Annotated in this window: 22 protein-coding genes; 17 read left to right on the top strand and 5 right to left on the bottom strand. The window is 59.6% G+C overall.

The window, feature by feature from the left end:
- Window positions 1-16: 16 nt before the first annotated feature.
- The 13 genes from ACQY6C_RS12895 (at window position 17) to ACQY6C_RS12835 (ending at window position 14041) form a co-directional block, all read left to right on the top strand.
- Window positions 17-769, top strand: a complete 753-nt coding sequence (locus ACQY6C_RS12895; protein ID WP_427969369.1) for a DUF4198 domain-containing protein — start codon at window positions 17-19, stop codon at window positions 767-769.
- Between the two features lie 23 nt (window positions 770-792).
- Entirely contained in the window at window positions 793-1173 is a 381-nt protein-coding gene (locus ACQY6C_RS12890; RefSeq protein ID WP_427969367.1) for a hypothetical protein, read from the top strand.
- Between the two features lie 10 nt (window positions 1174-1183).
- On the top strand, window positions 1184-1924 hold the full coding sequence (locus ACQY6C_RS12885; RefSeq protein ID WP_427969365.1) for a HupE/UreJ family protein: 741 nt from the start codon (window positions 1184-1186) through the stop codon (window positions 1922-1924).
- A gap of 1 nt (window position 1925) precedes the next feature.
- Entirely contained in the window at window positions 1926-2513 is a 588-nt protein-coding gene (locus ACQY6C_RS12880; RefSeq protein ID WP_427969363.1) for a hypothetical protein, read from the top strand.
- Window positions 2514-3002: 489 nt separating this feature from the next.
- Complete coding sequence (locus ACQY6C_RS12875) at window positions 3003-5156, top strand: TonB-dependent siderophore receptor (RefSeq protein ID WP_427969361.1); 2154 nt, start codon at window positions 3003-3005, stop codon at window positions 5154-5156.
- A gap of 71 nt (window positions 5157-5227) precedes the next feature.
- Window positions 5228-6265 carry a PepSY-associated TM helix domain-containing protein gene (locus ACQY6C_RS12870; RefSeq protein ID WP_427969359.1) on the top strand — a complete coding sequence of 346 codons (1038 nt, stop codon included), beginning with the start codon at window positions 5228-5230 and terminating at the stop codon, window positions 6263-6265.
- Window positions 6262-7191, top strand: coding sequence for a 2-hydroxyacid dehydrogenase (locus tag ACQY6C_RS12865; RefSeq protein WP_427969357.1), 930 nt, complete (start codon window positions 6262-6264; stop codon window positions 7189-7191). The genes ACQY6C_RS12870 and ACQY6C_RS12865 overlap by 4 nt, the downstream gene beginning before the upstream one ends.
- 173 nt (window positions 7192-7364) lie before the next feature.
- A complete protein-coding gene (locus ACQY6C_RS12860; RefSeq protein WP_427969355.1) occupies window positions 7365-8219 on the top strand; it encodes a GNAT family N-acetyltransferase in 855 nt (284 codons plus the stop codon).
- Window positions 8219-9673, top strand: a complete 1455-nt coding sequence (locus ACQY6C_RS12855; protein ID WP_427969353.1) for an NAD-dependent succinate-semialdehyde dehydrogenase — start codon at window positions 8219-8221, stop codon at window positions 9671-9673. Before ACQY6C_RS12860 ends, ACQY6C_RS12855 begins: the two co-directional genes overlap by 1 nt.
- Window positions 9674-9681: 8 nt before the next feature.
- Window positions 9682-10758 (top strand): tartrate dehydrogenase, encoded by a 1077-nt coding sequence (locus tag ACQY6C_RS12850; RefSeq protein WP_427969351.1) that lies wholly within the window; start codon window positions 9682-9684, stop codon window positions 10756-10758.
- 209 nt (window positions 10759-10967) lie between these two features.
- On the top strand, window positions 10968-12386 hold the full coding sequence (locus ACQY6C_RS12845) for an aspartate aminotransferase family protein (protein WP_427969350.1): 1419 nt from the start codon (window positions 10968-10970) through the stop codon (window positions 12384-12386).
- Window positions 12386-12874 (top strand): Lrp/AsnC family transcriptional regulator, encoded by a 489-nt coding sequence (locus ACQY6C_RS12840; RefSeq protein ID WP_427969348.1) that lies wholly within the window; start codon window positions 12386-12388, stop codon window positions 12872-12874. The genes ACQY6C_RS12845 and ACQY6C_RS12840 overlap by 1 nt, the downstream gene beginning before the upstream one ends.
- Before the next feature lie 12 nt (window positions 12875-12886).
- Window positions 12887-14041, top strand: a complete 1155-nt coding sequence (locus tag ACQY6C_RS12835; RefSeq protein ID WP_427969346.1) for a M20 aminoacylase family protein — start codon at window positions 12887-12889, stop codon at window positions 14039-14041.
- Between the two features lie 39 nt (window positions 14042-14080).
- On the opposite strand, the gene ACQY6C_RS12830 is transcribed toward ACQY6C_RS12835, so the two are convergent.
- The 3 genes from ACQY6C_RS12830 to ACQY6C_RS12820 form a co-directional block, all read right to left on the bottom strand.
- Window positions 14081-14770, bottom strand: a complete 690-nt coding sequence (locus ACQY6C_RS12830) for a copper resistance protein B (protein WP_427969344.1) — start codon at window positions 14768-14770, stop codon at window positions 14081-14083.
- Window positions 14771-14866: 96 nt separating this feature from the next.
- Window positions 14867-15868, bottom strand: coding sequence for a copper resistance protein B (locus tag ACQY6C_RS12825; RefSeq protein WP_427969342.1), 1002 nt, complete (start codon window positions 15866-15868; stop codon window positions 14867-14869).
- A complete protein-coding gene (locus ACQY6C_RS12820) occupies window positions 15868-17634 on the bottom strand; it encodes a copper resistance system multicopper oxidase (protein ID WP_427969340.1) in 1767 nt (588 codons plus the stop codon). The genes ACQY6C_RS12825 and ACQY6C_RS12820 overlap by 1 nt, the downstream gene beginning before the upstream one ends.
- A gap of 374 nt (window positions 17635-18008) precedes the next feature.
- On the opposite strand from ACQY6C_RS12820, the gene copC reads away from it, so the two are divergent.
- The 3 genes from copC (at window position 18009) to ACQY6C_RS12805 (ending at window position 20827) form a co-directional block, all read left to right on the top strand.
- Window positions 18009-18404: a copper homeostasis periplasmic binding protein CopC gene (copC, locus tag ACQY6C_RS12815; RefSeq protein ID WP_427969339.1), complete on the top strand. Its 396-nt coding sequence runs from the start codon at window positions 18009-18011 to the stop codon at window positions 18402-18404.
- Window positions 18405-18444: 40 nt separating this feature from the next.
- A complete protein-coding gene (locus ACQY6C_RS12810) occupies window positions 18445-19302 on the top strand; it encodes a CopD family protein (RefSeq protein ID WP_427969337.1) in 858 nt (285 codons plus the stop codon).
- A 202-nt stretch (window positions 19303-19504) separates the two neighbouring features.
- On the top strand, window positions 19505-20827 hold the full coding sequence (locus ACQY6C_RS12805; protein WP_427969335.1) for an NAD(P)/FAD-dependent oxidoreductase: 1323 nt from the start codon (window positions 19505-19507) through the stop codon (window positions 20825-20827).
- 156 nt (window positions 20828-20983) lie between these two features.
- Here the strand turns inward: ACQY6C_RS12805 and ACQY6C_RS12800 are convergent, their stop codons facing one another.
- Entirely contained in the window at window positions 20984-22450 is a 1467-nt protein-coding gene (locus ACQY6C_RS12800) for an aldehyde dehydrogenase family protein (RefSeq protein ID WP_427969333.1), read from the bottom strand.
- A 433-nt stretch (window positions 22451-22883) separates the two neighbouring features.
- Here ACQY6C_RS12800 and ACQY6C_RS12795 point away from each other — a divergent pair, with 433 nt between their 5' ends.
- Window positions 22884-23591, top strand: a complete 708-nt coding sequence (locus ACQY6C_RS12795) for an IS6 family transposase (protein WP_427969331.1) — start codon at window positions 22884-22886, stop codon at window positions 23589-23591.
- A 207-nt stretch (window positions 23592-23798) separates the two neighbouring features.
- Here ACQY6C_RS12795 and ACQY6C_RS12790 read toward each other — a convergent pair.
- Window positions 23799-24034: hypothetical protein (locus ACQY6C_RS12790; RefSeq protein ID WP_427969329.1), on the bottom strand; the 236-nt coding region annotated here is incomplete at its 5' end.

Below are 24034 nucleotides of genomic sequence, written 5' to 3'. Positions count from 1 at the left end.
CAACTGGAGTCTCTCTATGTTTCGCAATGCCAAGCCCATTCGTTCGGCCCTGAGCGGTCTGGCGGCTATCGCCGTGGCTGCCACCGCCATCCCCGCCCAGGCGCATAGCATCTGGTTTGCCCAGCGGGCGAAACAGATGGCGCTGGTCTACGGCGTCGGAGCCGATGATCTCGATATGGTTTCCCGTATGGACAAGCTGATAGCGGTCGATGGGTTCGATGCCGAAGGCATGCCGGTCGAGACCAGCCTGCGAGTTGCCGGGATTGTCCCAGTTGTTGACAGCGCAGAGCCTCTGGCCGTCGCCGCCGCTGCCGTGGACTATGGCATGTGGACCAAGGATGCGACGGGTCGCTGGCACAATACTGGCAAAGACGAAGTCGAAGGAGAGATCGAACTTTCCGAACACAACTTCAAATATGCCGTCCATATGTATTCGCTCGATGCCAAGGTGCCGATGATCGAGAGTCATGCACTGCAAGTCGTGCCCGTCGGCCCGATTCCGGAGGACAAGGGCGCGCCCTTGACGGTCAAGGCACTTTACAAGGGCAAGCCGGTTTCGGGCGCCCAGATCCTCACTGACTATGTCACTGATCCCGACCAGATTCCGGCGCTGACGTCGGAAGACGGGACGGCCACAATCCGTATACGGAACCAGGGCCTCAACGTAGTTGTGGGAATTTTGGTCACCGACAGCGACAACCCGGAAAAATACGACCGGATGGAGCAGCGTGCAACGCTCTCCTTCGTGCTGGCGCATCTGCCTGAATAAGCTTGTCGCAAGGACATAATCTCATGAAAAAGCACATTCTCTTTGCCGCATTCGCGATCTCGCTTGGCATGTCCGCACCGGCTATTGCCCATGGCAGCATGGAACCTTCGCATGGCGGGGTTGTCCAGATGTCGGGCGAAATCCTGGTGGAGCTTGTCAAGACATCCAAGGGCCTGGACGTCTATATCACCGAAGAAGATGAGCCGTTGAATCCGGCTGATTTTGACGCCCAGCTGATCGTCACTCCGCCCTCCGGACAAAAGTCCACCACAGCCCTGAAACCAGCCGGCGGCAACCGCCTCACCGCAGCGGGCCTTCGCCCTGGCGGCGGCACCAAGGTCGTTGTCGTGCTTGTGAACAAGAGCAACAGCGCGAAGACATTTGCGACGTTCCGCTACACGTAAGGAAGGGGCGATGACGGTGCCTTTCCTCAATCGCCGTCCGGGCTGGGGAAGCGACATTGTCCGGGGCACCATCGCCTTCGCAGCGGCGCTGGTCTGCCTTTTTCTGGCCGGCGCCGCCCGGGCGCACGGCGTGGAAGAAGGCGACCAGGCCTTCATCGAGGGGACGAGCGGGATCAACATCGTCCCCTATATGTATCTTGGTGCCAAGCACATGGTCACGGGATACGATCATCTGCTGTTCCTGGCCGGGGTTGTCTTCTTCCTTTACAGGATGAAGGACGTCGGCATCTACGTCACGCTGTTTGCGATCGGCCACAGCACGACGCTTCTGGTCGGCACAATCTTCGATATCCGGGCCAATCCCTATATCGTCGATGCGATCATAGGGCTTTCGGTCGCCTACAAGGCATTCGACAATCTCGACGGTTTTACAACCGTGTTCGGCAAACGACCGGATCCCAAAGTGGCGGTCCTCGTCTTCGGCCTGTTCCACGGATTTGGTCTGGCCACCAAACTCCAGGACCTGACGCTTTCGCAAGACGGCCTGGTGCCCAATCTCCTGGCCTTCAACGTCGGAGTCGAACTGGGGCAGTTCATGGCACTTGCGATCATCCTCATCTTGATGAACCTGTGGCGCTTTTCTCCAAGTTTCCAGCGCAGTGCACTGGTAGCCAATGCGGCGTTGATGTGCGCGGGCTTCGTCCTCGTCGGTTTTCAGATGATCGGCTATTTCACCGCTCAGGGAGCATGAGATGAACGAACAGTCCAAACTCCCGCCAACCGCACACGCATCGCCGGCGGCGCTGGCGAAGGCCTCGCTGGGAGCAGTCACGGTTGCAGCTGCTGTAGTGACGCTCTTCGTCCTGCCTGCCGAAACCGGTATCGATCCGACTGGCGTTGGTGGCGCGATTGGCCTTGCGGGCATGAGCGCTGGAGAAGCCAAAGCCGCGACCGTAGCGCCGCCATCATCGCATTCGGCTACTCCGACGCAGGAAACGATCGAGGCGAGGGTGCCCTGGCGCGAAGATGAAGAAACGATCGAACTTGCCCCGCACAGCGGGATCGAGGTCAAATCGCATATGACCAAGGGCGACAGTTTCGTTTTCAAGTGGGAATCATCGGGAGGCCCGGTAAAGGTCGACATGCACGGCGAGCCGCCCAATGCAGCTGATGACGAGTTCACCAGTTACTGGGTCGCAAAACAATCAGAGGGTCAAGCCGGCACTTTCGTGGCACCGTTCGATGGCAATCACGGCTGGTATTGGCGCAACAAGGGCGACACGCCGGTCACGGTCAAGCTGCAGATGTCGGGATACTATCCCGATCTCTATCGCCCCTGAAGCAGCTGGCGAAACAGTAAGTCAGGCATGACAAGCATCGCACAGCCAACGGATCGCAAGATTTCGGTACCGCCGCCCTCGGTTGACCCCCGTTGCGAAAGCACGGACGCGCTGAATCGCCATTGATGCCTTGCGCGGCCCTGAAGCAAAGGCGCTGCGATATCCGGTGGTTCAAAAACTTCAGAATCTTGCGAGGGGACTCGCCTGTTTGCCGCTAGCTCGCCGGGGTCAGATTGCGAAGTCCAAACCATGTCCATTTGACGCAACACCGCCCTCAACGCGCTGCAGCATTTTGCGCGGGAACAGTCATCAATTCGTCATTTTCGACTGCACCAGGGGACAAGTTCGAACGATCCTACGCACTCGGCCGCATAGTCTCGGCATTGGCAGAAGAAGTTGCAGGTCGATCCAAAGCAATAGAAATCCTGCTTTGACACAAATGCAACCCGACCAATGCAGGGCAAGTTCAACTCATTGAGGGGTCATGACATGACGACTATGAAGTCCGCAATTACCGCCACGCTACTCGCCGGAACGGCAACGATGGCATTTCCCACATTTGCCGTTGCGCAAGACGATCCGGGGCTTGATGATGGCAATGTCATCACCGTCACCGGTCTGCGCCAGCAGTATCGCGGCGATGTCCCTTTGTCCGAAGTGCCACAAACAGTTCAGACGCTCGACGGCGAGCTGCTCGAAGAACTGAACATCACACGCCTCGATACAGCGCTGGATCTTGCTAGCGGTATCGCACGTCAGAACAACTTCGGCGGGTTGTGGGACGCTTTTGCGATCCGCGGTTTTGCCGGCGACGAAAACTTCCCGAGTGGCTTCCTCGTCAACGGGTTCAATGGCGGACGCGGTTATGGCGGCCCGCGCGATGCATCCAATATCGATCGCATCGAAGTGCTCAAAGGCCCGAATGGCGCGGTCTTCGGGCGGGGTGAGCCGGGCGGTACTGTCAATATCATCACCAAGAAGGCCGACCTGTCCGAGACGTTTGGAAGCTTCTCTCTCTCTGGCGGCAGTTTCGACACCTATCGCGTGGCCGGCGACTACAATCTGGTGCTAAGCGATCAGCTTGCAATCCGCGTCAATGGCGCAGCACAGGATGCCGGCTCGTTCCGCGATACGATCGAATCCGACAAGATCGTCGCGTCACCTTCTATTCTGTTCGCGCCGACCGATCAGACCAAGATCAGCTACGAGATGGAATTTGTGGACAACAACGTCCCGTTCGATCGCGGCATCGTCGCAGTCGACGGTGAGCTTGGCGTGATCCCGATCTCTCGTTTCCTTGGTGAACCAGGTGATGGGCCGATCGAGGTCGATGTGCTTGGCCATCAGCTCCAGGTCCAGCAGGAATTGTCGGGCGACTGGTTCATTCTGTTTGGCGCGGGTTACCGCGACACGAGCTTTACAGGATTTTCGAGCGATGCCGAACTTTCCGGTTTTCGCCAGACGTTGGAAGAAACGGGGAACATACTTGTTCGCCAGCGCCGTTTCCGCGACTACAACACGACCAATACGGTCTTCCGTGGCGAGATTTCCGGCAAACTCTACACGGGCGCCTTGACGCATCACGTTCTTGTCGGTGCCGACTGGGACCGGTTCAAGATTGACCTGCTGCAAACGCGTTATCGCTGGAACCAGGGCTATAACGTCGGCGATCCGATCCTGCCCGGCATGTATGCCATAGACATCTTTAACCCGGTCTACGGCCAGGTTGTCGTGCCAAACACAACGCTCACCAACTCGCTTGAGGTACAGAAGTCCTGGGGCATCTATTTCCAGGATCAGATCGACTTGGGTGAGCGGCTCAAGTTGCGCGTCGGTGGTAGATTCGATCACTTCAACCAACGCATCACTCAGCGTCCGAGCGGCGACGTGACCGTAGTGACCAAGGAGCGCTTCAGTCCCACCGTTGGTGCGCTTTACGAAATCACCGACTCGATCAGTCTCTATGCCGCCTATGGCACTGGTTTCCGCCCCAACAGCGGTACCGATGTAGACAAGGATCCGTTCGCTCCGGAAACAAGCAAGTCCTATGAGGCGGGCATACGTTTTATTTCCGTGGACGAATCGATCAACGCTACTGTTGCTGCCTACCACATGACCAAGTCGAATATCCTTACGTCGGACCTCATAAACCAGGGTTTCAGCGCGGCGGCTGGTTCAGCGAAGAGCCAGGGTATCGAGGCGGATATCTCCGCGATGCTGCCGGGTGGTTTCACCATCTTTGCGAATTACGCCTATACCGATGCAGCGTGGACCACTGCCGGATCGGACAAAGACTTCGGTCTCGCGATCGAAAAGGGTGATCCGCTGATCAACATTCCAAAGCATCAGGCAAATCTGCTGGTGACCAAGGAGTTTGAGCTTGCTTCGGCGGGTATCGTCACGATCGGTGCCGGTGTCAATCATACCAGCAAGCGGTTGGGTGAAACTGGCTTCGATTTCTTCCTCCCGAGTTACACCTTGGTCCGCGCGCTTATGAGCTACCAGCCGAGTGACAACGTCAAATTGAGCTTTGACGTTACCAACCTGCTCGATGAAGAATACTATTCGGCATCGTACCACAGATACTGGGTCGCACCCGGCGCGCCGCGCGCCTGGACCGCACGAGTAGATTTCTACTTCTGACCGGTCTCTTCGATGAGCCGCTGGTCCTGCCCCTCCCGGACCAGCGGCTTTTCATGTACTGACTGATATTCATGGCGAAACCCAAGAGCCTTCTGAGATACCATCGCTGGCTCGCTCTGGCATTCGCGCCTTTTCTGCTGGTGCAGGCGACAACGGGCGCCGCGCTACTCTTTCGCGAACCGCTGACCCGATTGCTCGCTCCCGCCTCGGCGAGTGCTGGCGGGGCGGTCCCGGTCTCACTCATTTCCCGTTCCGCACATGAGGCATGGCCCGATATGCGCGTGACGCGAATCTTCATGCCGCCGGACGAAACGTCTCTTGCGCTTGCTCGTCTCGAGGGGGCCGACCGAACGGTCCGCTATGCCGCAATCGATCCCGGCACCGGGGCAGTCTTGCGCAAGGGAGCGATCTGGGCCTTCCCCATGGAAGCGGTCCTCCATATCCACTACCAGCTGAATGCCGGGAATACCGGACTCCTGATTGTGAGCCTGAACGGGTTTGTCCTTGTCCTGATCGCTACCACCGGCGTTTGGCAATGGTGGCCGGGGCCTGGCCGCATCGGCAAGACTCTCGCCGCAACGCCTCGCCTTCCCAAACGGATGCGTCTGCGCGGATGGCACCGCAGTGTAGGTGCCGTCGTCTGCTTGGTTCTGGGGACGAGCGGGATGACCGGCATCCTGCTTTCTGCGCCCGATTTATCCTTCTCGCAAGCTGTGCAAGTGGCGCCACCGTCGCCCCTGACCTTGACCGATCCGCAAATCGACAGCGCCATTGCAATTGCGCGCGAGGCCTATCCTGATGCACAAGTGCGAGACATACGCTTTGGCCCGGATGGCAATCTCGCCGTAAACTTGCGCGCGCCGCGTGGCGGAGTACGCGCGGTCGATGTCGTGCGGATATCGGGCCGCGACGGGCAGGTTCTGGCGAACGTGCCCTACGAACAGAGCGAAGAGCTCTGGCAAACCGTAATGCCTATTCATACGGGCGACATCAGCGAGCCGCTCGGGCGCTACCTCATGCTCGCCGCTGCCGCTACCTTGTTGTTCCTCGTCGTCAGCGGCCCGCTGACCTGGCTGCGCGCCCGCAAGAAAGGCAAACCTTCCCGATGACCGCGATACTTCATGTCGGCGATCCCGAACGCGGCAAACACTGGAAGGCTGTCTTCGCGCGCGATATGCCGGATATAACATTTCTGACGGAGGATGATCCTCGCGAGGGGCATGACATTCGTTACCTGATTGCCTGGGTGCTGAACGAAGAACTGATCGCGGATCTGCCGCATCTTGAGATCCTGTTCAGTATCGGTGCAGGTGTCGATCAACTCGACCTGTCGCGGGTGCCGGATCATGTCCGGGTCGTGCGCATGATCGAAAGCGGGATCACGACCACCATGGCCGAATACATCACCATGGCAACGCTCGCCGCTCATCGTGAGATGCCGCATTACATTGCCGCCCAGCGCGAGGGGCGCTGGGCTCCGCGCGATGTATTGCTGTGTTCGGAACGTTCCGTCGGCGTAATGGGCCTGGGCGAACTTGGCCGTGCCGCGATAGAGCGCTTGCGGCCCTTGGGCTTCACATTGAACGGATGGAGTCGGAGCGGTCGCGACATTGAAGGCGTCAACAATTATTCCGGCGAAGATGGTCTCTCCAGGTTTCTGTCTGCGAGCAATATCGTAATCTGCCTTCTGCCATTGACCGAGCAGACACGCGGCATTCTGTGTCGCGATCTATTCGCAAAGATGCAGAGGGGCGCCACACTGATCAACGCCGCCCGTGGCGGACACCTGATTCAGGATGATCTGATCGAGGCACTGGACAGCGGGCAATTGGCCCAGGCCTTTCTCGATGTGAGCGATCCGGAACCTCTCCCGTCGGGCCATCCAATTTATCACCATCCTGCCATTTTCCTCACGCCGCACGTCGCGGGTGTGACGCGCAAGGAAACCGCAGTGCATTCCGTGATCGCGAACTTGCGGCGCGAAATGGCCGCCGAACCGCTCGAAGGAGAAATCGATCGCGAGCGGGGGTACTAGACGAAGCTGACCATGAAAATGACCGCTCATATCTCCACCCCACCTGCGAACGAAACTTCATTTCGTTTTCGGACGGAAACCGGCACCTCCTGCCATGGCTGAGGCATTAGAGCATCTGATCACACGACAAGGCATGCGGTATCTGCACGCCGGACATGCATGGAGAAATGCTCTTGGCTACGAGAGTTGAGATCGGAGTCGAACTGCGCGACATGGTCGAGCCCGACCTTCCTGCAGCGATCGAGCTGTCACAGGAATATTCATGGCCCCATCGCCAGGAAGACTGGGAACTGTTCTGTGAGCTTGGCGAGGGCATCGTCGCCGTACGTGATTGCAAGGTCGTCGGCACGATCCTGGCGTGGCGCATGGCGGAGAATTACGCGATGGTCGGCATGGTGCTCGTGGCGACCAAGATGCAAGGCCATGGCATTGGTCACCAGTTGATGGACGCGATGCTCGACCGACTTAAGGGGCGCAACATTATCCTGAATGCGACACCGGAAAGCATGCCGTTTTATTCCAAGCTTGGCTTCGTTCCGACCGGTGTCGTACGCCAGCATCAAGGCACTGCACCTGCCGTTCCGCTGAGCGAACTCAATCTGGGCGAACGGCTGCGTCCTATGGGCAATGCCGATGTGGCCTTGCCCGCGATGTACAGCACGGCGATGAGTATGGATCGCACGAAAGTGTTCAACGCCATGTCGCGCGATGCAAAGACGGTCGTGTTGTCTCGCGATCACGAACCGGCGGGTTTTGCCATGTTGCGTCGTTTCGGCCGTGGCGGGTTCATCGGCCCCATCGTCGCGCCCGATATTGATGGAGCGAAGCTGCTGGTTTCGCACTGTTTTGGTACGCGCGTCGGGCGTTTCTGCCGCGTCGACGCGGTCGAGGGACTGGGCCTGTCACGCTGGCTTGAGGCCCTGGGCCTGCCCTGCGTCGCGACAGTCACAACAATGGTTAAAGGGACGCCCCCACCGGTCGCCGAGGGGCCTCGCGTTTTTGCTCTAGCTACACAGGCATTCGGCTAATGGTTGAACTTTCCGATCCTTCGCTGCTGCGCCAGGCTGCTCTGATCAACGGGCAATGGCTGCCGCCCGATTCCAATTCGATCGAGGTGGACAATCCCGCCGACGGCAGTGTCGTCGGTCGCGTTCCTGCCTGCGGTGCGGCAGAAACCAAGGCCGCCATCGATGCGGCCAAGGCAAGCTGGGGCAGCTGGCGTGCGATGACCGCCAACGAACGCTGTGCGCTGGTCGAACGCTGGCATGCGCTGGTGCTGGAGAATCTCGACGATCTGGCCCGGATCCTGACAGCGGAGCAGGGCAAGCCGATGGCCGAGGCGCTGGGCGAAATGCGTTATGCCGCCAGCTTCATCAAATGGTTTGCCGAGGAAGGCCGCCGCGTTGGCGAGCGTAACATCGCCTCGCCCGAACGCGATCGGCGGATCATCGTGATGGTAGAGCCGGTCGGCGTCTCTGCCGCGATCACGCCCTGGAATTTTCCCGCAGCGATGATCACGCGCAAATGCGCCCCGGCGCTTGCCGCGGGCTGCCCGGTAGTCGTGAAACCATCCGAAATGACGCCGTTCACAGCTTTGGCGCTGGGCGATCTCGCGCTGCGAGCCGGTATTCCACATGGGGTCTTCCACATCGTTACCGGAATGCCGCAGGATATCGGGGCAACGATCACGGCGAGCCCTGACGTGCGCAAACTGTCGTTCACCGGTTCCACCCGGGTCGGTTCGCTGCTGATGCGGCAATGTGCCGATACGGTCAAAAGGCTCAGCCTGGAGCTGGGCGGCAATGCCCCGCTGATTGTTTTCGAGGATGCCGATCTCGAACTCGCCGTAAAGGCGGCGATGGCCAGCAAGTTTCGCAATGCGGGCCAGACTTGCGTCTGCGCGAACAGGCTGCTGGTCCATTCGGCGATCCACGATGCGTTTGCTGAACGGCTGTGCGCGGAGGTGGCGAAACTCCATGTCGCACCCGGCATGGAAGAAGGCTCGACCATCGGGCCGCTTATCAACGATGCGGCGGTGGCCAAGGTTTCGGCCCATGTCGAGGATGCCTTGAACCGGGGCGGACAGATCCTTGGTGAGGGCGGTGGCCGCAATGACGGGCGGTTCGTGCGTCCCGTCGTCCTGGCGAATGCGAATGTGGAAATGCAACTGGCTAGCGAAGAAACCTTTGGTCCCGTTGCTCCGCTGTTCCGGTTCGAAAGCGAGGCGGAGGCGATCGCCATGGCCAACGACACGCCCTTTGGGCTGGCCAGCTATTTCTACACCAATGATGTCTCGCGCGCCTTCCGCGTCGCGGAACAGCTCGAAACCGGCATGGTCGCGCTCAACACCGGATCGATCGCGATGGAAATGGCCCCGTTCGGCGGGATCAAGCAATCTGGCATCGGCCGCGAAGGCGGCACGCATGGCATCGAGGAATATCTGGAAACCAAGGCCTTCCACGTCGGCGGCCTCTCGTTCTGAAAGACAACATGAACAAGCGCCGTCATTACAAGATCGCCTGTATCGCCGGAGACGGGATCGGCAAGGAAGTCATGCCCGAAGGCGTGCGAGCGCTGGAGCAATCGGCATCCGCATTCGGTTTTACACTCGATCTGCAATGGCATGATTTCGCCAGTTGCGACTACTACGCCCAGCATGGGCAGATGATGCCGGATGACTGGAAGTCGCAGATCGGCGATGTCGATGCGATCTTCTTCGGCGCGGTCGGTTGGCCGGATATCGTGCCCGATCATATCTCGCTGTGGCAATCGCTGCTGCAATTCCGGCGCGAATACGATCAGTATGTGAATCTGCGGCCGGTGCGCCTGATGCCGGGCGTGCCGTGTCCGCTGGCAGGGCGCGGTCCGGGCGATATCGATTTCTGGGTGGTGCGCGAAAACACCGAAGGCGAATACAGTTCGGTCGGCGGGCACATGTTCGCCGGCACAGACCGTGAGGTCGTGATCCAGGAAACCGTGATGACGCGGCACGGCGTGGACAGGGTTCTGCGGTTCGCATTCGATTTGGCGATGCAGCGCGAACGTCGCCACGTTACCAGCGCGACAAAATCCAACGGCATTGCGATCACCATGCCGTTCTGGGATGGCCGGGTCGAGGCGATCGGCGCGGATTATCCCGATGTCACGCATGACAAGTATCACATCGACATCCTGACCGCACAATTCGTGCTGAATCCTCAGCGGTTCGATGTCGTCGTCGCTTCCAACCTGTTCGGCGATATCCTGTCCGATCTCGGTCCCGCCTGCGCGGGCACGATCGGGGTCGCTCCGTCCGGGAATATCAACCCGGATCGCACGCACCCATCATTGTTCGAGCCGGTTCACGGTTCGGCGCCTGACATCGCGGGCAAGGGCATCGCCAATCCGATCGGCCAGATCTGGTCGGCGTCGATGATGCTCGAACACCTTGGCGAGAAGGCGGCGGCGGATGCGATCATGACGGCGATAGAAGACACGCTTGCCACTCCGGCCGGGCGTACTGGCGACCTGCAGGGGAAGGCCGATACCGTAACCTGTGGCAAGGCGATCGCCGCCGCGATCGGTTGAATCCGGCTGCGCTTGACCACGCTCAATACTTCCTGCGGACTCTTTCGAACGCAGGAATGGTCACGATGCGTGTGCGGTAGATTGGCCTTGGCCGGCATAAAATGCTGCACGCTTGCTGCTAACGGTCGACCACCAGCCCAAAAGAGGCAGAACTTCGGCGAATGACTCCGCAATCGTGTCGCTAGGATCGAGCTATGGAGAATACTGACATGGCTGGATTGCATAGTTCGATGGATCCGATGGCAAACCGTTCACTTACGGAAATGGACCGCGCGCATCTGATCCATCCGGTGACCTCATTCCGCGGCCACGAAGCGCATGGCGTGCGGGTGCTGTCCAGTGGTAGGGGCATGTGGTTGACCGATTCCGACGGGCGTGAGGTTCTCGACGCCTTTGCCGGATTGTGGTGCGTCAACGCTGGGTATGGGCAGGAAAGCATCGTTGAGGCCGCGACGGAGCAGATGCGCACCTTGCCCTATGCGACCAGCTATTTCCATTACGGATGCGAAGCGGCGATCCGGCTGGCCGACAAGCTCACCGATCTGGCGCCTTCCGGCCTCGATCACGTCTATTTCACACTGGGTGGATCCGACGCGGTCGACAGCGCGATCCGGTATATCACGCATTATTTCAATGCGATCGGTCAGCCGGACAAGAAGCAGTTCATAGCGCTGGAATGGGGTTATCACGGGTCAAGCTCGACCGGCGCGGGCATGACTGCACTGCCAGCGTTTCACCGCGGGTTCGACCTGCCGCGCCCCTGGCAGCACTATATTGCCTCACCCTATCCTTATCGCCACGAGAATGGAGATGACGACGAAGCGGTCATCGCGTCCACGGTCAGCGCGCTGGAAGCGAAAGTCGCCGAGCTCGGTGCCGACAAGGTGGCCGCCTTCTTCTGCGAACCGATCCAGGGATCGGGCGGTGTCATCGTGCCACCAGTCGGTTGGCTCAAGGCCATTCGCGATGCCTGCGACCGGTTGGGGATCCTGATGCTTGTCGACGAAGTGATCACCGGTTTCGGTCGGACCGGGCCGATGTTCGCCTGCGATGCCGAGGGCGTGAAGCCCGATTTCATGACATTGGCAAAGGGGCTGACGTCCGGTTACGTGCCGATGGGTGCGATGTTGATGGCGGATCATGTCTATCAGGCCATCGCAGATTCCGCGCCCGCCGCGCTGCCGGTCGGACATGGCTTTACCTATTCGGGGCACCCGGTCAGCGCTGCTGTCGCGCTTGAAGTCATTCGCTTGTACGAGAACGGCTTGCTCGAAAACGGGCGCAAGACGGGCATTCGGTTCGGGGAGCGCCTGCAGGCCATTGCCGATCATCCGCTGGTAGGGGATGTCCGCTGGCGGGGAATGCTTGGCGCGATCGAGCTGGTAAGTGACAAGTCGACCAAGGCCAGTTTCGGGGCCGAGCTCGCCATCGCTGATAGGCTAAACGCGATCTCTTGGGAAAATGGTGTTATTGTGCGCAACTTCCCGCAGGGTGTGATAGGCTTCGCCCCGGCGTTGTGCTGTTCCGACGACGAGATGGACCTGATTTTCGACAGGGTCGAAAAGTCGCTGGACCAGCTAATGGATGTGGCGGAAGTCCGTGCGGCGCTTGGGGTTGGAGGCAAATAGTGACACTGGGGCTTAAGCTCGATCGTATCGATCTGAAAATCCTGGCGGAACTGCAAAAGTCCGGCAGGATTACCAATGTCGAACTGTCCGACGCCGTCGGATTGTCGCCGAGCCCCTGCCTTACCCGTGTCAAGCGTCTGGAAAAGGCCGGATTTATCACAGGCTATGCCGCGCAGGTCGATCTTAACAAGCTTGGCGAATTTCTGACCGTCTTCACCGAGGTCACATTGAGCGAGCACAGGCGTGGCGATTTCAACCGGTTCGAAACGCGAATTGCCAAGCTCGACGAGATCGTCGAATGCCATCTTGTTTCAGGCGGCTACGATTACTTGCTCAAATTCATTGCTCGCGGTGTCACCCATTATCAGCAGATCATGGAAGACATGCTGGAAAACGACTACGGTATCGAGAAATATTTCAGCTATGTCGTCATAAAGAGCCCTTTCATCAAACACCATTTTCCGATCCAGAACCTGTTCGGCGAATGACGGGTAGTAGCGTTGACCGATATCCAGAACCTGCTTGAACCGCTGATTTCCTTTCGCCGCGATATTCACGCGCATCCCGAACTCGGCTTTTCGGAACACCGTACTGCCGGCCGGATCGCGGAAGTCTTGCGGGCCGCTGGGCTGGAGGTGCACGAAGGGATCGGCGGAACCGGGCTGGTGGGCGTGCTGCGTTGCGGGGACGGGCCCCGCACGCTTGGCTTACGGGCCGATATGGATGCCTTGCCGATCCAGGAACAGACGAATGTGGCGTGGACCAGCACGGTCCCGGGCTGTTTCCACGGGTGCGGGCATGACGGGCATGTTGCCATGCTTTTGGGCGCAGCACAGTTTCTGGCCCACGATCCGGGTTTTTCCGGTACGCTGAATTTTATCTTCCAGCCCGCCGAAGAAGGTCTGGGCGGTGCGAGGCACATGATCGAGGACGGATTGTTCGACCGATTCCCATGCGATCGGGTCTATGCCCTGCACAACTGGCCCGGCCTGCCAGCGGGTACAATCTCCACGCGTCCCGGCCCGATTATGGGCGCGGCGGACAAATTTTCCATCATCGTTACCGGCAAGGGCGGCCACGCAGCGCTACCGCAAGATACGCCCGATGCCATTCTGGCCGCAGCTTCACTGGTACAACAGGCAAATACGATCATCGCGCGCGACATCCCCTCCAGCGCCTCGGCTGTCTTTTCCGTTACCGAAATTTCTGGCGGGCATGCGCACAATGTCTTGCCCGCTACGGTGCGGGTGGGCGGCACGGTGCGCAGTTTCGATCCTGCGGTCCAGGATCGGATCGAGGAACGGTTGCGCCAGATTATGAGCGGGATTGCCGCTTCGTTCGAGGTCGAGTGCGAGCTCGATTACGACCGTTATTATCCCGCCACGATAAACGATCCCTCCGCTGCAGCCGATGCGCTGGCCGTTGCGGGAGAAGTCGCCACTGCGGAATTGGCCCCTGAGCCGGCGGCGACGTCTGAGGACTTTTCATACATGCTTCAGGCCCGGCCAGGGGGCTATATCTGGCTGGGACAAGGCAAGGACGATGGATCGCCGCCGCTCCACAACCCGCACTACGATTTCAACGACGACGTACTTGAAACGGGAATTCGTCTCCATGTCGCGCTGGCGCGACATTGGCTTGTCGATGAGGGTTGAAGAGCCGCGTTGATAGAATAGTTGCGCCGGAGCGTCGAATCAGAACGCCATTCCGGCCCCGATGATAAACGAGGAGATGTTCCAGCTTTCTCCGGCGGCCCGGGCAATCGAGCGGGTATCTCCAACCAGCCGTTCGTGAATAACCCCGCCGTAAACGTTCAGGATGGGGCCGATGGCCTGGCGCAGCCGGGCCGAAACGGAGATGCCGGTAAGTCCGGATGCAATATCCTCTTCCACGATGTCCTGTGCCGCCCAAGCCACTTCGAATCGCGGCTCGAATGTGAGCGACTGGGTAAGCGGTGCGGCGACAAGGGCCTGCGCAGTTGCCGTCAGATCGCCGTGTTCGGAGAGGTAGAAATAGCTCTCAAGTTCCACGATGTCGCCGACGGAGTGTTCCACCGCGACCGTCGCGTAATTGATGTCATCACCGGGAAGGAAATCGCGGCGTACCCCCATGAGAAGGGTCGTCCTGGCCCCGATGGTGCGCGTATAGAGTAGCTGTGCGCCGATCTCGTCCAGGTCGGGGCCGGCTTCGCTGCCTCCTTCGACCTTCAGCGCGACTCCATCGACGCCGTTGCCGATCGCGAGCGTGCTGTCGAAGACAAATGCGTCGTCACCGCCATCGAACTGCATTTCGAAGAGGTCGACTTCAGCTTCGATGTCCTGGGCAAGGGCCGGACTTGAGAAAAGGGTGGCGATGGTCAGGCCGGTCGCGAGAAGTGCTTTCATCGTTTCAGACTATCGACCGCGCCGACGATATGCTGCCAAGTTACGCAGCCTCAACGGCAAAACACGCTGACAGCAAACAACTTTCGGTATTTTCGATCAAAACCAGAAACGAATGCCAGCCTGCCACGAAGTCACGGACGGATCCTCGCCTTCCGCTCGCGCGAAATCGGCGCTCTGGCCGAGTTTCCGTTCCCACACGATGCCGATGTAAGGTGCGAAATTCCGCGCAATCTCGTAACGAAGACGCGCCGACAGTTCGAGCGTGTCAAACCCGCTGCCGATGCCGAGTTCGGGTACGTCTTGCAGTGCGAAGTCGAGCTCCACTTCGGGTTCGAGCACAAGCCGCTGAGTGATACGCTGATCGTACGCGGCCTCGGCACGCAAGTGCATATCGCCTTTTTCCGACACAAAGGCGCGAAGCCGCGTCTCGATCCAATAGGGAGCGAGACCCTCAATCCCAACCATGGCGTAAGATCGGTCGGGACCGGACCCAAGATCGTGCCGCGCGCCGAGTTGCAGGTTGAACCAGGGGTTTATTGCGTGCCGCCAGAAGGCGTCCAACTCGATGGATTCAGGCGTTTCCCCGAAGGTACCTTCCCCCTCGATGCCGAGAACTGCGCGATCGATGTCGCCGCCATACCAGGCCTCTCCCTCGAAAGCATAACCGTCTGATCCCTCGTGCAGGCGATATTCCAGCATATCCAGCCTGGCGGATAACGCTGTAAAGCGCATGCCGGCATAGAGATCTCTGCGGGAGCGGGCCATGACGTCTGGCGGAAAAACGGCATCGGCCGCATGATCGGTCGGCACTGGCGGAGGCGGGGCATCGCCTGGCCGATCCGCCGGACCGGTGCTGTCTGAAGCTGTGTGACCGTGATGCATGGAATGGTCCATCGTATCGTGGTCCATCGAGCCATGATCCATTGCCTCATGGTCCGTCTCGCCTTGCTCCATCGAGCCATGATCCATTGCCTCATGCGCATCCTGGTCACTCTCGTCGCCGGTTTGGACTCCATGCGCCGAATGGTCCTGGCCGGCTGCGGGGGTGGCAAGCACTGCAAGTAAAGGCAGCGCGCAAACGCTCAGGAACTGTCGCATCACGCTGCCTCCGTGTCGTCGCGCACGGTGACCACCCGCATCATTCCCGCATGCATGTGCAGCAACATGTGGCAATGGAATGCCCAGTCACCCTCCGCATCGGCGGTAAGGTCGAACTCTGCCGTTCCGCCCGGCAGGACATTGACGGTATGCTTGCGCGGCCTGCGGCCCGGCTGGCCGGCAACCAGTTCGAAGAAATGGCCATGCAGGTGGATTGGATGCGGCATCATCGTGTCGTTGACGAGCCGGACGCGCACACGTTCACCCAAGCGGAACGGTATTGGCGGAGGGGCATCGGCTAGTGCTTCCCCGTCGATCGACCACATGTACCGCTCCATGTTGGCTGTCAGGTGCAGTTCGATCTGGCGCGACGGCGCCCTTGTGTCAGGGTTCGGCTCGGCCGAACGCAGGAGATCGTAGGTCAGGACCCGGTGCCCCACTTCCTCGAGCCCGGTTGGCCTGTCGCCCATGCGGTTCACCGGCATGGGTGAAAGCGAAGCGACGCCGGGGCCCATTTTGACCTGCGGCGCTACCGAGGGATCGCGCATCGACATCGAATGCCCTTCCATCGATCCACCGTCCGCCGCAGCACTGGCCGGCTGCGACAGATCGAGCACGCCGTCGCTGCCCATATCCATCCCGCTCATATCCATGCCCATGTCGCGCATCGTCAGAAGCGGGCGTTCGCGTAGTGGCGGCACCGGCGCGGCGAGCCCGTGGCGCGTCGCCAGTGTCGCGCGAACCTGGCCGCTGCGGTCGATGGCTTCTGCAATGATGCCATAGGCAGCATCCTCTCCCGGCGTGACGATGAAGTCGTAGGTTTCGGCGATGGCGATCTGTACTTCGTCGGTCTCAACCGGCTGCACCGCCAGGCCGTCGGCAGCGACAACCGTCAGCGGCAATCCGGGAATGCGGAAATTGAAATTGGTCATGGCCGAAGCGTTGATGACACGCAGGCGCACCCGCTCGCCAGGCTTGAACAGGCCGGTCCAGTTTTCGGCAGTCGCTTGCCCGTTGATGAGGAAGGAATAGGTCGAGCCGGTCACGTCGGAAATATCTGTAGGGTCCATCCGCATGGCGCCCCATTCGATCCGTTCCGAAAGGCTTTGCCCCTTGCCCGCCAGCAGGCCCGCAAGCGTCTGGCGTTGGAAGTTGAAATAGCCGCCCATGCGTTTGAGTCGCCGAAGCTGTTCGTGCGGATGCATCGAGCTCCAGTCCGAAAGGACCAGCACGTGTTCGCGATCGTATTGCGTGTCCATGCCGGCGGGATCGATCACGATCGGGCCATAAAGACCCAAGGCTTCCTGCATGCCGGAGTGGCTATGGTACCAATATGTTCCGGACTGGAGGACTGGAAATTCGTAAACGAATGTCTGTCCTGCATCGATACCGGGAAAGCTTACGCCCGGGACGCCGTCCATCTGGAACGGTACGAGGAGGCCGTGCCAGTGAATCGAACTTTGTTCATGTAGCCAGTTGGTCACCGCAATCCGCACATTTTGCCCTTCGCGCAGGCGGATGAGCGGGGCGGGGAGGGTACCGTTAACGGCTATCGCGTGCCCGGTGCGGCCCGATATTGAGTAGCTGTTGTGCTCAATCGTCAGTGCGATCTCATCGCCCGAAAGCGCCCCGCCGGTTGCGAGGCCTGTGGTTCCGCTTCGCGCCCAGGCCGGGGCCATTCGCCCGGTTCCCAACAAGGCGGCTAAGGCGGCGGACGAGGCGATGAAACGGCGACGGTCGACGGACGGCGATCTGGAACTTGTCATGCATGAGTTACGCGCGGGAGAAGTTTATCCCTCAAGCAATGACGACAGTTTTTGTCTCGCCCGTGGAACACCGTGTCGTCTAATGCATACAGGCGCACGGGGACCGGCCTTTCGCAGATCGCAGAATTCAGGGCATCGATGCCCTTCACTGCTTTATCCAATCAGGCTTTATCGCGTGACGATATTCGCATGATCGCCAGGCATCACTCCATCAGCCGGACATTCTCCATAGACTGGTGTTAGCACATCCCGGCCATTGCTGGAAACAGATCGCGAGGGATTTGCCGATGGCCTGCGTATCATCTTCTGACGCCCCTTAATGCCACTTCCTGGCAGCGCGCTTGTCACGCCGCTGCCCAAACAATGGAGCAATCATGCGTAAGTCCATCTTGAGTTCCGCCCTGCGCCTTTCAGCACCTGCCTTGCTTGCCGGCCTAGTCCTGCCGACGACCGCCATGGCCCATCCCAGGCTGGTCTCGGCCAGCCCAGCTGCCGAAGCGATGGTAAGCAGTCCCACGAATATCACGCTCACCTATTCGGAAGACCTGGTCGCCCCCTTGTCGGGTATCGAATTGACGATGACCGGCATGCCCGGGATGGCGAACCACAAACCGATGCCGGTGAAGGGCTTTGCGACGAAAGTGACGGGCAAGACATTGACGGTTACATTGCCCCGTCCGCTGCCTGCCGGCACCTACCATCTGACATGGCACGTCGTCGCCGCGGATCAGCACCGGATTGAGGGGGCTTACTCCTTCAAGGTCAAGTGAGAGTTGATCGCCTCGTGACAAGGACTGTAGTTCCTCTGTGATGGCGGATCCTGCCCTCATTGCCGCGCGCTTTGCGATGCTGGCGCTCCTGCTGGTGCTTGCTGGTGTTCCCTTCCACTTGCGTTTGGTGGGCTTCGACAGGGTCGAGGGCGCGATGCGGCTCTTGTTTGCCGTCGGCGCCGCGGTTGCCATGGTGGCGAGTGGTTTGTGGGCCGTAACCAATGTTGCGGTCATGGCTGCGATGCCGGTCGGGGAATTGGACCAGGCCATGGTTCTGGCCGTGCTCGACGCGACACCTTTGGGCGACGTGCTGCATTGGCGGCTGATCGCGCTGGCGGGCTTCCTGCTTGTGGCCATCGTATTTCCTCGGACGGTGTTACTGGCGGTGCTGGGGCTTACCGCGCTTGGCGTGAACGCATGGACGGGTCATGCCGGCGCAGTGATGGGCACGATCGGCAGTATTCAGCGCCTGTTCGATGTGGTTCACCTCGCCGCCGCCTCGCTTTGGCTGGGTGCGCTCGTGCATTTTGTTCGCTCTGCCAGCACGGGTCGGCTGGAACGCACACTCGTGGAACGTCTGACCGCGTTCGCGCGGACCGGCACGGCCGTCGTGATCCTGCTGACCCTGACCGGCGCGGCCAATGCAGTACTTATTGGCCGCGAAGGCTGGCAAATCGACAGCAGCTGGTCGCTCTTGCTATTGGTAAAACTGGCATTGTTCGTCGCCATGCTCGGATTTGCGGCGCTCAACCGCTGGCGCCTCACACCCGCGTTCGACCGGGGAGAGGCAGGCGCCCGGCGTAGGCTGACAGTCTCGCTGATACTGGAAACGACCTGCATGTTCCTGATCGTAGCGCTGGTTTCCGTGCTTGGCTTGTTGAACCCCGGCGGCGCCTGAACGTCTATGCGGGTCAAGTCTGAAATTTCGCATCATCACACCTGATTCACGCCACGGTCCCGAACTTTATGGGCTGACCTAGAACTTATGCTGTCCAGGCAAGAGATTTCGGAGCAATCTTTCGTGTGGCGGATGCGATAGACTGAAGCAGCAGAAATCGGCCCGCTCGGCTGGCCGCCTGAACCGTAATCGAGGTGTTTTCATGGGCCCTGCCATCAAGACCGTCGTCAGCGACGAAAAGCTTCCGTCAGCTGTCGATGTGGTCGTCGTCGGCGGTGGCATCGTCGGCACGGCATCGGCCTATTACCTTGCAAAACGCGGGCTTTCGGTCGCGCTGGTCGAAAAGGGGTATATCGGCTGCGAGCAATCGAGCCGTACCTGGGGCTGGTGCCGGCAGCAGAATCGCGATCGACGCGAAATGCCGCTGGCGATACTTGCGATGAATTTGTGGGACGGTCTGGCGCAGGAGATCGGGATGGATCTCGGTTTTCGCCGTACGGGCCTCGTCTACACGACCGATGATGAAGACATGCTTGCCGGATGGGAATCCTGGCTCACCGTGGCAGAGGAATTCGGCGTCAACACCTACATGCTCACCGCGCGTGAAGCCGCGGAGCGGATTCCGGAGAATCGCAGCAAATGGGTCGGGGGTCTGCATTCTGTCAACGACGGAAAGGCCGAGCCCGAACTGGCAGCGCCAGTGCTCGCCGAAGGTGCCAGGGCACTCGGCGCGACCATCCATCAGGGCTGTGCAGCTCGTAGTCTTGAAATCACCAACGGAAGAGTTGCCGGCGTAGTCACCGAACGCGGATCGATCCGGTGCGATGCGGTTGTGTGTGCGGGTGGCGCATGGGCATCGCGCTTCCTTCGCCCGCATGGCGTAACCTTCCCTCAGGCCAGCGTACGCCAGACAGCGGTGCGTACGCGCCCGATCGAGAATCTGGGCGAAGTCCTTTATTGCCCCGATTTCGCGATGACCCGGCGGCTGGACGGGAGCTATACGATGGCCATTAGCGGCCGCGCCACGCTGGAGATCACGCCGCAAGGCATTCGGTTTTCGCGCCAGTTTATGCCGCAATTCATCAAACGACTGAAGGCGGTGGAATTCGGCATCGGACGATCTTTCATTAGCGGTCCGGAATCGATCGGCGCCTTGTTGAGTAATGACCCACTGATCTTTGAGAAAAATCGGGTCCTCGGTCCCGGCCCAATGCCGCGGCTGCTGGCCAAGATCCTGAAGAACGTTCGCGAGACTTATCCTGAAGTCGCAGGGATCGAACCCGATTCGGCGTGGGGCGCGTATGTGGACTCAACTCCCGATGCAATTCCGGTCATTTCGCCTGTCGAGAAGATTGGCGGCCTTGTCCTCGCCGCCGGTTGTTCGGGGCATGGCTTCGGCCTCGGACCGGGCATAGGTCACCTTGTCGCCGATTTCGTCAATAACGATACACCGAGCGTCGATCCCCGACCGTTCAGTCTCAATCGCCTTCTGGGCGGTTCCAAGATCGAAGTCGGCTCGATCTAGACCTTGATACCATTGGATTGGCACCAAGACGCTTTCCGGCTAAAGTGCATCGCGTCATGATAATGGCGCTCTTTGCCAAACCCATATGACGCTGCACCGATCCTGCTCGTCCCGAGCGGAGTCATGCAAGACTAGCAGGGGGCTAGCACAACCGTCTCAATCATCGGCGGCGTCGAATCCTACAATCGCCTTGGTTTCCAGATATTCTTCCATTCCCTCCACCCCGTATTCGCGCCCGGTACCCGAACGCTTGTAACCTCCGAATGGTGCCTGCGGATCCCAGGCGGGGTAGTTGATGTGAACCTGTCCGGCGCGGATGGCGCGGGCGACGCGGCGCGCCTGTTCGCGGTCGCGCCCTTGGACATGCGCACCCAATCCGTAGATAGTATCGTTGGCGATCGCGATCGCTTTTTCGATCGTATCATAGGGAATAACCGTGAGCACGGGGCCGAAGATTTCCTTCTGCGCAATGGTCATGCCAGCAGTCACTTCGCTGAAAACAGTGAGTCTTGCGTAGAATCCGCGTTCCAGTCCATCGGGACGGCCAGTACCGCCGCAGACGAGCTTTGCGCCCTCGGCGATGCCGGTCGCGATCATTGCCTGCACACGCTCGAACTGGGCGCGGTTGGCGATGGGGCCATGTGTCGTCTCCTCATCCGAGGGATCACCGACAACCAGTGCATTGACCGTCGCCTCTGCAATTCTTTCCACTTCGGCCAGACTGCTGCGTGGCACGATCATACGCGTCGGCGCACTGCAGGATTGGCCGACATTGCGGAAACATGCGGCTACACCTGGAGCGACCGCGGCCTCAAGATCGGCATCCGGCAGGACGACGTTTGGAGACTTGCCGCCCAGTTCGAGCGTCACCCGCTTCACCGTCTCTGCCGCTGCCTGCGAAACGAGCACTCCCGCGCGGGTCGATCCGGTCAAGGATACCATGTCGACGTCGGGATGGCTCGAAAGCGCTTCACCGACTTCCGGACCGGACCCGTTGATCAAATTGAAAACACCCGCCGGTACCCCCGCATCTTCTAAGACTTCGGCAAACAGAAGCGCGCTCAGAGGAGAAAGCTCGCTGGGCTTCAGCACTATTGTGCAGCCCACAGCGAGTGCCGGTGCTACTTTTGCAGTGATCTGGTAAAGCGGCCAGTTCCAGGGCGTGATGAGTCCGCAAACGCCGATCGGTTCGTGGGTGACCGCGGTCGTTCCACGCATTTCGGTGAACGCATAGCTAGCTAGATTCTCCGCCGCGACGCGGACATGTTCGGCCGCCAGGGGGACCTGTGCGGTTCGTGCCGAAGTGATCGCGGCACCCATTTCGAGGGATATGGCCCGCGCGAACAGTTCGGACCGCTCGAGGATCAGGCTTCGAATCCGTTGCAAGATCGCGACGCGGCGGCTCACAGGCGTCTGTGACCAGCCCGCAAAGGCTGCGCGGCCAGCGGCAACCGCTGCATCGACGTCGGACCGGTCCCCAAGCCGGATAGTGGCAATCGGCAATTCGCTCGCCGGGTTCACTACGTCGACTTCGACAGAGCCTGACGGTTCGAGCCAGCGTCCGTTGACGAACATGCTCGAAAACCGATCATTGGTTTGAAGGTGCACTACAGGGTCGATCATGAGTCTCGGTTCCACAGTCATTGCTGATCGTTTTCTGGTGGCAGGTGTGACCTGGTCGAAATATTCGCTGGTATTACTTTTCGTGTTGGCGTGCGAACATGTCTGATTTCCGTATTGTTCATTGCCGCTCTTTCAGGACGTCTGAACTTGTGCCGTTAAGCCACGCGTGCCGGAATCTCCGCAGTGCGCGGACTTATCGGATATTGGCCAACGCATGGCGTCTTACATAGGTGAGTATCTCGTTTGACATGTGCCGCGTTGCGATTGCGAACCGCACAAAATGCCAAATTTACGGCATCTCGCGGCACTGACATGGCGCAATGGGCTGCGGCAGCCAGAGGCCATGCCCCATCAGCTTCTTCAAGGATGGCACTGTCAGAGCGGAGTTGTCAAAGCGATGGCGGCTGATCGGCCTGGCTGCTAGCCGGATTGAATGAACAAGGCCAAAAATCCATTCCGATATTTCCACTCTTCGCCTGAAGTCATCCGCATGGTCGTGATGCTCTATGTTCGGTTTCCACTCTCGCTTCGAAACGTGGAGGATTTGCTCGCGGAGCGCGGAATCGATATCTGCCACGAGACCGTCAGGCTCTGGTGGAACAGGTTCGGACCTCTGTTCGCGGCTGACATCAGGCGGCAGCGGATCAGCCGTATGAAGGGCTACACCCAGTGGCGGTGGCATGTCGATGAGTGCTTCGTGAAGATCAATGGCGAGACGCATTACCTTTGGCGTGCTGTGGATCACGAGGGCGAGATCTTGGAAAGCTATGTCACGAAAAAGCGTGATAAATCTGCGGCTTTGGCATTCTTCAAGAAGGCACTGAAGCGCCATGGTGGCCCGGTCGAGATCGTCACCGATGGGCTGAAATCCTATCCTGCCGCGATGCGCGAACTGGGAATCGAGGATCGTCGAATAATGGGGAGGTGGGAGAATAACAGGGTCGAGAATGCACACTTGCCTCTACGCAGGCGAGAACGAGTTATGCAGCGTTTCCGGCTAATGAAGAGCTTACAGAAATTCGCTTCGGTCCACGCTAACGTCCACAATCATTTCAATTCAGAACGCCACCTAGTCGACAGAGAAACTTACAAGGCTCGCCGCTCTGCCGCATTGGCAGAGTGGCAAACGCTTATGGCCTGATAGCATAACGGGGTAAGGGGAGTTGCGCCTGCCGGAGAGAGGTTAGCGTCCGACTGACAGCACCCCGATCTATGTGAAAACCGGTCGACGCATCGCAGCCTGACGACGGGTTCGATGACTGATAGCTCCGCTTTGGCCTATCGGAGACCGAAAGCCACCCCTCGAATTGCAAATCGATTGCGGAAACCGGATCCAGGGAACGGAAAATTAGTGCGCCGGGCTCTCCGGGACAAATGCCAAGGCCAGCGCCCCCAACAAGGCAAGCCCCTCTGTCGATGCCGTGTATTCGAAGCGCTGCTTTCCCAGATCAGATATCACCACACCAAGATATTCGCCCTGGGCTACTTTGCCTGACGAATACCTCCAGGACGGTGGTATCAAGATGCTGGCTGCGTCACGCTCTGCCCCAGCTTCAATCAACCCATCGAGTGTGTCCTGGAATA

The sequence above is a fragment of the Altererythrobacter sp. genome (assembly GCF_050299635.1).
GTDB lineage: Bacteria > Pseudomonadota > Alphaproteobacteria > Sphingomonadales > Sphingomonadaceae > Erythrobacter.
The sequence above is the reverse complement of the archived record's forward strand: the minus strand, read 5'-3'. Positions and strand labels throughout refer to the sequence as shown.